Consider the following 10,284-nt stretch of genomic DNA (forward strand, 5'->3'; position numbering starts at 1 on the left):
CCCCCCGATATCGCCCGCCCCGGCCCGCGTGGCGTGTACATCCTGTCCACCGACATCACCGAAGAGGCCCAGGCCCGCGCCGCGCTGGCGCAGACGCGCAAGCGCGAGCTGGCGGCGCAGCTGACCTCGGGGCTGGCGCATGACTTCTCCAACCTGCTGACGATCATCCTGGGCCTGCAGGACCGGCTGGCCCGCCTGCCGCTGGGCCCCCAGGCGCAGGAGATGGTGGGCGCCACCGTGGCCGCCGCGCGGCGGGGCGGGCGGCTGCTGGACCGGCTGGCGGCGATCTCGGGGCCGCGCGCGCTGCGGCCCGGGGCGGTGGTGCTGCCGGTGTTCCTGGACGAGCTGCGCACCCTGGCCACGCCCAGCCTGCCTGCGGGGATGACCCTCCGTGTGGTGTGCGAGGCCGGGCTGGAGCGCCCGCTGCTGCTCGATCCCGGGGCGTTGCAGGACAGCCTGATCAACCTGATCCTGAACGCCCGTGATGCGATGGGGGCACAGGGCGCGATCACCCTGGCCGCGCGCGCGGTGCGCGACACCTGGCTGGAGATCGGCGTGACCGACACCGGGCCGGGGTTCTCGGCCGATGCGCTGGGCCATGCGTTCGATCCGTTCTTCACAACCAAGGCCGGGGCCGGGTCGGGGCTGGGGCTGGCGATGGTCTTTGACCAGACGCAGCTGGCGGGGGGCACGGTGCGCGCGGCCAACTGTCCCGAGGGCGGCGCGCGGGTGACGTTGCGCCTGCCGCTGCGCCCGGCGCGGACAGCGCCCGCGCGGCTGATCCTGCTGGTGGAGGACAGCGACGAGATCCGCGCCGGGGTGCGCGAGATGCTGGTCGCGCTGGGCCACAGCGTGATCGAGGCGACCAGCGCCGAAGAGGCGCTGCAACTGGCCGGCATGCCCGAGATCGATCTCGTGCTGTCCGACATCAACCTGCCGGGCGGGCACACGGGGCTGGCACTGGCCGAACGGCTGCGCGCCGCGGGTCACCGGGCGGATCTGCGGCTGATGACCTCGTTGCCGCCGGGCGATGCGCTGCGCGCGCGCGCGGCGGCGCAGTTCGCGCTGCTGGCCAAACCCTTCGGCGCCGCCGAGCTTGCGGCCTTTCTCGCGCCGGTGGAGGCCGCATGACCGCCCATATCGCCATCCTGGACGACGAGCCCGAAATCCGCCGCATGCTGGCCCGCGCGCTGGCGGAGGCGGGCTTCCGCACCTCCTGCTACGCCCGCGCGACGGAGTTCGAGGCCGCCCTGCGCCGCGCCGCGCCCGATGTGTGCCTGGTGGATCTGGGCCTGCCGGACCGCGACGGGCTGGCGGTGGTGCACCGGCTGGCGCTGGAATCCGGGGCCGCGATCATCATCATCTCGGGGCGCGCGCAGGTGCAGGACCGCGTGACCGGGCTGGAGCTGGGCGCCGACGACTACATCATCAAGCCGTTCGAGCCCGCCGAGGTCGTCGCCCGCGTCCGCGCCCGCCTGCGCCGGGGCCGCGCCGACCCCGCCCGCGCCGCCACCCGCGCACGGTTCGCCGGCTGGACCGCCGCGTTCGACCGCTATGTGCTGACCGACGCCGCGGGCCGCGAGGTCCCGTTTTCCCACGCCGAGGGCGAGGTGCTGCGGCTGTTCCTGGAAGCACCCAACCGCCTGATCAGCCGCGCGCAGATGCAGGAGGCGCTGGGTGGCGCCGCCGGCGAAAGCTTCGATCGGGCGATGGACGTGCGGATCTCGCGGCTGCGCACCAAGCTGGGCGAGGACCCGCGCAACCCGCGCCTGATCAAGACGATCTATGGCGCGGGCTACATCTTCCTGGCCGAGGTCGCCTGGGACTGACCCCTCAGCGCCCCCGGATGCGCGGGTCGAGCGCGTCGCGCAGCCCGTCGCCGATGAAGTTCACCGACAGCACCGTCAAGGAGATGAACAGCCCCGGCCAGACCACGCGGGCGGGGTACTGCTCGATCCAGTCGCGGCCGTCGAACAACAGCCGCCCCCAGGTCGGGAAGTCCGGCGGAAACCCGAGGCCGAGGAAGCTGAGCGCGCTCTCGGTGATGATGGCCGACGCGATGCCCAGCGTGGCTGACACCATGATCGGCGACAGCACATTCGGCAGGATGTGGCGCGACACGATCCGCCGCGACGGCGTCCCGATGGAGCGCGCGGCCAGGACATACTCCCGCTCCTTCAGCGCCAGCACGTCGCCGCGCACGATCCGCGCGGTCTGCATCCACGAGGTGATGCCGATGGCCACGACGATCAGCACGAACACGCCCGCCGCCTCGCCGAAGTTGCGCGCCAGCATGTCGCGGAACAACAGCACCATCACAAGCAGGAGCGGCAGCAGCGGCAGCGCCAGGAACAGGTCCGTGGTGCGCATCAGGATCCCATCGACGCGCCGGAAATACCCCGCCAGCACCCCCACCAGCGTGCCGATCAGCAGCCCGAGGAACATTGCCGTCAGCCCGACCGCGACAGAGATCCGCCCGCCATACATCATCCGCGCCAGCATGTCGCGGCCCAGCTGGTCGGTGCCCAGCGGGTTGGACCACGACGGCCCCTGATTGCGCGAGCGGATATCGATGAAGCCCGGGTCCACCTGCCAGATCCACGGGCCGATCCCCACGAACAGGATGATGAACACGAACACCAGCGTGCCCAGCAGCGCGCCGCGGTGGCTGCGGAACTGGTCCCACACGTCCCACCACTGGTTGCGCGGCGGCCGGAACGCCTGGTCCGGGGTGAAGGGCTTGGCCGCTGTGGCCTCGGCCTCGGGGCGGGACACATCAGTCATAGCGGATCCTCGGGTCGAGGATGCCATAGATGACATCGGCGATCAGGTTGAACAGCACGATCAGCACCGCGAATATGAAGGTCAGCGTCTGGATCATCGGAATGTCGTTGGCATAGATCGCGTTGATCAGCAGTGCGCCCAGCCCGTTCACCCGAAAGATCGTCTCGGTGATGATGGCGCCCGAGAACACCGACGGCACCCCCAGCGCGATCACCGTCACCACCGGGATCATCGAATTGCGCAGCACATGCACCATGACCACCGTGCGTTCCCGCAGCCCCTTGGCGCGGGCGGTGCGGACATAGTCCATGTTCAGGTTGTCCAGCATCGAGGCGCGCATGAACCGGCTGATCTGGGCGGCGTTGAACAGCGCCAGCACCGACACCGGCAGCACCATCTGGCGCACCTGCCGCATGAAGCTGTCCCAGTCGGTGACCCGCAGCGTGGTGTCGTACATCGACGGAAACCACCCCAGCCAGACCGAGAACACGAGGATCAGCACCACCCCGGTAAAGAACACCGGCACCGAAAACCCCACCATCGCGATGAAGGTCCCCAGCTGGTCGAACCAGGAATACTGCTTGTAGGCCGAGATGATGCCGATCGGCAGCGCGATCAGGATGCCGAACAGATACCCCATGCCCACCACCCACAGCGTCTGCGGGATGCGCTGTGCGATGATGTCGCCCACCGGCGATCGGCTCTGCCACGACAGGATGCGCTGGGTGTCCGGCGCGACGTTCCAGCCCGTCACCTGTTCCAGCGCATGCAGCGGCTCGTTCACGAGCATCATCTGCAACCACTTGAAATACCGAACGATCACCGGATCTCCCAGCCCCAGGGCCAGGCGGATTTCGTCGCGCACCTCCAGCGGGATGGTCAGCGGCAACTGCGCCGTGGGATCGCCGGGCGCGAGGTCCAGCAGAAGAAAGATCAGCAGGCTGATGATGATGACGGTCGGGACCGCCATCACCAGCCGGCGGATGGTGAAGTTGAGCATCGCCTGCGCCTTGCCAGTGGAAGGAAAACAAAGGTGCCCGCCCCGCGGATGCGGGACGGGCGCGCCGCGTCACTCGGTGATGCGGTACCACTCCGCCTGGTTCCAGTGCTCGCTGTCCCAGACGTTCATGACCACGCCGCCGAGGTCGGTCGACTTGGCCGACACCCGGCCGCGCGCGACCAGCGGCAGATGCGCAAAGTCCTGCACGAACATGTCGTTGAGCGCGATCACCAGCTCCTGACGGCGCTCGGGATCGGGTTCGCGGTTCAGCTCGGCCCAGAGCGCGTCATACTCGGGGTTGCAGTAGCGGTTGATGTTCTGGCCCGGCCACTGGGTCTCGGGGCGCGGCTCGCGCCCGCAGCGGCGCTGCTCCAGGTGCGGGGTGGGGTCGGTGCCCTCGAACAGCGAGGCGTACATCTGCACGTCGGCCCAGAACTTGACATAGGTGTCCGGGCTGGACGGGTCGGAGCCGAAGAACACGCCGGCATCGATGTTGCGCAGGCGGGTGTCGACACCGATCTCGCGCCACCACTGCTGGATCAGCGCCTGGAAGTCCTGGCGCACCGCGTTGGTGGAGGTGTTGAACAGCAGCTCCAGCCGCATGCCGTCCCTGGTGCGGATGCCGTCGGGGCCGCGTTCCCAGCCCGCCTCGTCCAGCAGTTCGTTGGCGCGGTCCATGTCCTGCACCAGGCAGTTGTCGTTGTTGGGCGACGCCATCGCCGGCGGGGCCACGATGAAGTTGCAGGTTGCCCGGCCGGTGGGGCCATAGCCGATTTCCGTCAGCAGCTCGCGGTCGATGGCGCGGCTGAGCGCCTCGCGCACGCGGATGTCCGTCAGGATCGGGTGCGGGTGCATCCGGGTGCCGCGCTCGTCATCCGGCAGGTCGGCCGAGACGTCGGTGAAGTTCAGCTCGATCCGCTCCATCAGCGGGCCGAAATCCACCAGCAGCTCCCCCTGGCCGCCGGACTGCATCTGCTCGATCACCTCGGGCGCGAGTTGCAGGTTCCAGGCGTAGTCCATCTCGCCGGTCTGGAACACCGCGCGGGCCGCGCCGGTGGCATCGCCGCCGCCGGCCCAGGTGATGGTGGCGAAATAGGGCTGGGTGGGCACGCGATAGTTCGGGTTCGCCTCGAACTGGATCACGTCGTTGGGGCGGAAATCGGTGACGACATAGGGGCCGGTGCCGACGGGGGCGAAGTTGGCGTCGGTGCACTCGGGCGCGCGGGCGCCGAGGCAGTTCTGGAACTGCGCCTGCTGGATGATCGGCGAGCCGGCACCGACGAACGGGATGTAGGGGTTGGGGGTGGCGTCCTCGAAGGTGATGACGACGGTGTGGTCGTCCTCGGCGACCACGCTCTCGATGCCCGCGAACCGGTCGCGGTAGGAGCAGCCGCCCTCGGGGTGGGTGCAGTATTCATGGGTGAACACCACGTCCGCCGCCGTCACCGGGGTGCCGTCGGACCACAGCAGGCCCTCCTTCAAGCGCCAGGTGATGGTCTTGAGGTCCTCGCTCACGCCGCCATTGTCGAGGGTGGGGATCTCCTCGGCCAGCCAGGCGACCAGCTCGCCGGCCGCATCGAACCGCGCCAGCGGCTCCAGCACGATCGACGAGGCGTTCATCTCCTTGGTGCCGCCCGACAGGAACGGGTTCATCGTCGACACCGCCTGCCAGTAGATGATGTTGAGATGCCCCGACGAGCCGCGCTCGCGTTCGGCCATGGCTGCGGCCGGCACCAGCGCCAGCGCGGCTGCGGCACCCCACAGGGTCGCCTTGAGTCTCATGAAGAACCTCCTTGTTGGTTGGTCGTGGACGCTCCGCCGGGGGTTGGCCCCCCGGTCGGAATGGATGTCGGAACGGATGCGTCATGCAGGTGGCAGGCCACGAAGCGGCCCGGCGCGACCTCGCGGGTTTCGGGCTCGATCTCGCGGCACACCGGCATCACGGCGGGGCAGCGGGTGCAGAAGTTGCACCCCTGCGGCGGGTTCGCGGGCGACGGCACGTCCCCCTTGAGGATGATGCGCCTGACCTGCTGCGCCGTCTCGGGGTCGGGATCGGGGACCGACGACAGCAGCGCCTGGGTGTAGGGGTGCAGCGGATCGGCATAGAGCGCCTCGCGCGGGGCGATCTCGACCACCTTGCCCAGGTACATCACCGCCACCCGCGTCGCGATGTGGCGCACCATGCTGAGGTCGTGGGAGATGAACAGATACGTCAGCCCCAGCTTTTCCTGCAATTCCTCCAGCAGGTTGACCACCTGCGCCTGGATCGACACATCAAGCGCCGCGATGGGTTCGTCGCACACGATGAAGCTCGGGTTCAGCGCCAGCGCCCGCGCGATCCCGATCCGCTGGCGCTGCCCGCCCGAGAATTCATGCGGATAGCGGTTGGCGAAGTTGCGGTTCAGCCCGACCGCGTCCATCAGCTCGTAGATCCGCTCCAGCTTGCGGGCGCGCGACCAGCCGGTGTGCTCGTCCAGCGGCTCGCCGATCAGGCCCGCCAGCGTCATGCGCGGGTTCAGGCACGCCTGCGGGTCCTGGAAGACCATCTGCATCGTCGGGCGGTGCTTGCGCAGGGCCGACTGGGACATCTGCCCGATCTCGGTGCCGTTGATGCGGATGGAGCCGCCGGTGATGTCGTAAAGCCGCAGCACGGCGCGGCCGGTGGTGGACTTGCCGCAGCCCGATTCGCCCACCATGCCGAGGGTTTCGCGCGGCATGATGTCGAAGCTGACGCCATCGACGGCCTTGATCGCGCCGGTCTTGCGGCCCAGCAGCCCCCGGCTGACGGGAAAGTGCATCTTCAGATCGCGGACCTGGACCAGCGGCTCGGTCGTGGCGCGTGCCGGATCAGCCATTGACCACCCCCTCCGATGTCAGTCCCGCGGCCGCCAGGCCGGCGCCGTCCGGGTCCCAGTGGCAGGCCACGTCATGCCCCGGCGCGCCCACGACCCGGCGCTGCGGGTTTTCCCGGCCGCAGCGGTCATGCGCCTTGTCACAGCGGAACCGGAACGGGCAGGCGGTGGGGTGGGCACCCAGCAGCGGCGGCTGCCCCTCGATCACCTTGAGCTTGGGCGCACGCTCGCCGCGCACGCTGGGCACGGTCTGCAACAGCGCGCGGGTGTAGGGGTGGCGCGGATCGGCGAACAACGCGCGCACCGGGGCCTGTTCCACCACCTGCCCGCCGTACATCACCATCACCCGGTCCGCGATGCCCGCGATCACGCCCAGATCATGGGTGATCCAGACGATCGCCATCCCGAGCTTCTTGCGCAGGTCCTTCACCAGTTCGAGGATCTGCGCCTGGATGGTGACATCCAGCGCGGTGGTGGGTTCGTCGGCGATCAGCACCTTGGGATCGCAGGCCAGCGCCATGGCGATCATCACCCGCTGGCGCATCCCCCCCGAGAACTGGTGCGGGAAATCCTTCAGCCGCTTGCGCGCATCGGGGATCCCCACGAGGTCCAGAAGCTCCGCCGCGCGCACCCGCGCGGCCTCGGGGCGCATCCCCATGTGCTTGCGCAGCGGCTCCATGATCTGGAAGCCCACGGTGAACACCGGGTTCAGGCTGGTCATCGGGTCCTGGAAGATGAAGCCGATCTCGCGCCCGCGCAGCCGTCGCAACTCGCCCGCGCTGGCCTTGAGGATGTCGCGCCCGCCAAACATCACCTGCCCGCCGCGCACCTCGGCGGGGGGCGAGGGCAGCAGGCCGATCAGCGACATCATCGTCACCGACTTGCCCGAGCCGCTTTCACCCACAACGCCCAAAAGTTCACCGGGCCGAAGGTGGAAGCTGACCGAATTCACGGCATGCACCTCACCGCCCCGCGTGCGGAACACGGTCTTGAGATCACGCACGTCCAGAACCGGCGCGTCGCCGTTGAGCATTCCGGACCCCCTGTCGTTGCTTGTCTTTGTTTTGTCTTGCTTTTTCCGAGGGCAGCCGATCAGCCGCCCGTCAATAACCGAGTGTAATCGTTTTTGCACATTCCCGCAACCGTCTTGTTCACACAAATGCGCCGCCCCGTGACAGGGCCCGGGCGGGCCTTGACCTCGGTCCGGGGCGCCCGCAGTGTGCGCAATCATTGATCAGTCGGACCGGACAGAATGGCCGAAAGACACCTCAGCGCGCGTGACATCCTCGACCGGCTGGTGAGTTTTCCCACCGTCAGCCGCGACAGCAATCTGGAGCTGATCGACTGGGTGGAGGAGTATCTGGAGGGGCTGGGCCTGCGTGGCCACCGCGTCTGGGATCGCAGCCGCACCAAGGCGCATCTGTTCGTGCAGGTCGGACCCGACGTGCCGGGCGGTGTGATGCTGTCGGCGCACACCGATGTGGTGCCGGTGGACGGGCAGGCGTGGACCTCGGACCCGTGGACGGTGACACAGCGCGGCGGGCGCCTGTTCGGCCGCGGCACCTGCGACATGAAGGGGTTCGCGGCGCTGGCGCTGGCGGCGCTGCCGCGCGCACAGGCGGCCGACCTGAAGCGGCCGCTGCAACTGGCGCTGTCCTACGACGAGGAGATCGGCTGCCTCGCCGTCGTCGACCTGATCGCGGAGATGTCGGCCCGCCTGCCGCGCGCGGGCGCCGTGGTCGTGGGCGAGCCGTCGATGCTGCGCGTCGTCACCGGCCACAAGGGCGGTACCGGGTACGACGTGGAGGTGCGCGGCCACGAGGTGCATTCGTCCCTGCTGCACAAGGGGGTCAGCGCGGTGATGGAGGCGGCCCGGCTGATCGACTGGGCCAACCGGCAGAATGCGGCGTCGGTCGCCCGGGTGGCCGAGCACGGGCCGGGGCCGGTGGCGGAGGCGTTCGATCCGCCCTGGACCAGCGTGCATGTGGGCCATGTGCGCGGCGGCACCGCGGGCAACATCACCGCCGGGCACTGCCGCTTCTGCATCGAGTTCCGCGTCATCCCCGGTGAGCGGGTGGAGGACTGGGAAGCCGCATTCGAGGCCGAGGTCGCCCGCGTCGAGGCCGCCATGCAGGCGGTGCACCCCGACACCCGCATCGTGTTGCACAAATACTACACCCTCCCCCCCCTCCAGCCCGAGGCGGGCGGCGCCGCCGAGGCGCTGGTCCGCCGCGTTACCGGCGACAACGCCACCCACGCCGTCAGCTACGGCACCGAGGGCGGCCAGTTCCAGGCCGGCGGTTATTCCACCGTGATCTGCGGGCCCGGCGATATCGCCCAGGCGCATCAGCCAGACGAGTACCTCAGCGTGGCGCAGTTCGAGGCTGGCGCGCGCTTCATCGACCGCATCATCGATCAACTGACGGAGTGACCCATGCCGATCCGCAACCGCCTGGCCGAGCTGGCCCCCGAGATCGCCGAATGGCGCCGCGACTTCCACGAAAACCCCGAGCTTCTGTATGACACGCACCGCACCTCCGGCATCGTGGCGCAGAAGCTGCGCGACTTCGGCTGCGACGAGGTGGTCGAGGGGATCGGCCAGACCGGCGTCGTGGGGGTGATCCGCGGCCGGTCCACCGGGTCGGGCCGGGTGGTGGGGCTGCGCGCCGACATGGACGCGCTGCCGATGACCGAGATCACGGGCCTGCCGCATGCCTCGAAAACCCCGGGCAAGATGCACGCCTGCGGCCATGACGGCCACACCGCCATGCTGCTGGGTGCCGCGCGCTACCTGGCGGAAACGCGCAACTTCGACGGCACGGCGGTGGTGATCTTCCAGCCCGCCGAGGAGGGCGGCGCCGGCGGCAAGGCGATGTGCGACGATCGCCTGATGGAGCGCTTCGGCATCCAGGAGGTCTACGGGATGCACAACTGGCCCGGCCTGCCGGTGGGGCAGTTCGCGATCCGGCCCGGCGCGTTCTTTGCCGCCGCCGATCTGGTGACCATCGACGTCAAGGGGCTGGGCGGGCACGCGGCCAAGCCGCATGACACCATCGACACCACGCTGGTGGCCAGCCACATCGTGGTGGCGCTGCAATCCATCGCCAGCCGCAATGTCGATCCCACCAAGCAGGTGGTGGTCTCGATCACCTCGTTCCGCACCGAATCGGAGGCGCACAACGTGATCCCCGAGCGGGTGCAGCTGCGCGGCACCGTGCGCACCATGGACCCGGACGTGCGCGACCTGACCGAGGCGCGGCTGAAGGCGGTGGCCGAGGGCACGGCGGCGGCGTTCGGGGCCACCGCGACGGTGACCTACAAGCGGAACTATCCGGTGATGGTGAACGCCGAGACCGAGACCGGATTCGCCGCCGAGGCGGCGCGCCGCGTCTCGGGGGCGTGTTCGGATGCGCCGATGGTCATGGGCGGCGAGGATTTCGCCTTCATGCTGGAGGAACGCCCCGGCGCCTACATCCTGATCGGTAACGGCGACAGCGCGATGGTGCACCATCCCGCCTATGACTTCGACGACAGCGCCATCCCCGCGGGCTGTTCGTGGTGGGCCGAGGTGGTGGAGACGCGGATGCCCGCCGGCTGAGCCAGCACGCCACGGCGGCGGGGGCCGGGGGGCGGGGCCGTCCCCCCCCA

The 10,284-nt window shown here is 69.4% G+C and carries 9 protein-coding genes; 4 read left to right on the plus strand and 5 right to left on the minus strand.

Features of this window, described 5'->3' with window-relative positions; translation table 11 throughout:
• Both CCR87_RS09105 and CCR87_RS09110 read left to right on the plus strand, forming a co-directional pair.
• Window positions 1–1,131 (plus strand): hybrid sensor histidine kinase/response regulator (locus CCR87_RS09105; protein ID WP_201157212.1); only part of this gene is annotated, 1,131 nt, incomplete at its 5' end.
• Window positions 1,128–1,829: a response regulator transcription factor gene (locus tag CCR87_RS09110; RefSeq protein ID WP_201157213.1), complete on the plus strand. Its 702-nt coding sequence runs from the start codon at window positions 1,128–1,130 to the stop codon at window positions 1,827–1,829. The genes CCR87_RS09105 and CCR87_RS09110, both read left to right, overlap by 4 nt.
• A 4-nt stretch (window positions 1,830–1,833) precedes the next feature.
• Here the strand turns inward: CCR87_RS09110 and CCR87_RS09115 are convergent, their stop codons facing one another.
• From CCR87_RS09115 to CCR87_RS09135, 5 genes are all read right to left on the minus strand, one after another.
• The gene (locus CCR87_RS09115; RefSeq protein ID WP_201157214.1) at window positions 1,834–2,784 is read right to left on the minus strand and encodes an ABC transporter permease; all 951 of its coding nucleotides are present in this window, start codon (window positions 2,782–2,784) and stop codon (window positions 1,834–1,836) included.
• Complete coding sequence (locus CCR87_RS09120; protein WP_201157215.1) at window positions 2,777–3,784, minus strand: ABC transporter permease; 1,008 nt, start codon at window positions 3,782–3,784, stop codon at window positions 2,777–2,779. Before CCR87_RS09120 ends, CCR87_RS09115 begins: the two co-directional genes overlap by 8 nt.
• Before the next feature lie 69 nt (window positions 3,785–3,853).
• Window positions 3,854–5,566 (minus strand): peptide ABC transporter substrate-binding protein, encoded by a 1,713-nt coding sequence (locus CCR87_RS09125; protein ID WP_201157216.1) that lies wholly within the window; start codon window positions 5,564–5,566, stop codon window positions 3,854–3,856.
• Entirely contained in the window at window positions 5,563–6,639 is a 1,077-nt protein-coding gene (locus tag CCR87_RS09130; protein WP_201157217.1) for an ABC transporter ATP-binding protein, read from the minus strand. The genes CCR87_RS09125 and CCR87_RS09130 overlap by 4 nt, the downstream gene beginning before the upstream one ends.
• Window positions 6,632–7,669 (minus strand): ABC transporter ATP-binding protein, encoded by a 1,038-nt coding sequence (locus tag CCR87_RS09135; RefSeq protein ID WP_201157218.1) that lies wholly within the window; start codon window positions 7,667–7,669, stop codon window positions 6,632–6,634. Before CCR87_RS09135 ends, CCR87_RS09130 begins: the two co-directional genes overlap by 8 nt.
• A gap of 219 nt (window positions 7,670–7,888) precedes the next feature.
• On the opposite strand from CCR87_RS09135, the gene argE reads away from it, so the two are divergent.
• Window positions 7,889–9,067 (plus strand): acetylornithine deacetylase, encoded by a 1,179-nt coding sequence (gene argE, locus CCR87_RS09140; protein WP_201157219.1) that lies wholly within the window; start codon window positions 7,889–7,891, stop codon window positions 9,065–9,067.
• Between the two features lie 3 nt (window positions 9,068–9,070).
• Complete coding sequence (locus CCR87_RS09145) at window positions 9,071–10,234, plus strand: M20 aminoacylase family protein (RefSeq protein WP_201157220.1); 1,164 nt, start codon at window positions 9,071–9,073, stop codon at window positions 10,232–10,234.
• The last annotated feature ends 50 nt before the right edge of the window (window positions 10,235–10,284 follow it).

It is taken from the genome of Rhodobaculum claviforme (assembly GCF_016653255.1).
Taxonomy (GTDB): domain Bacteria; phylum Pseudomonadota; class Alphaproteobacteria; order Rhodobacterales; family Rhodobacteraceae; genus Rhodobaculum; species Rhodobaculum claviforme.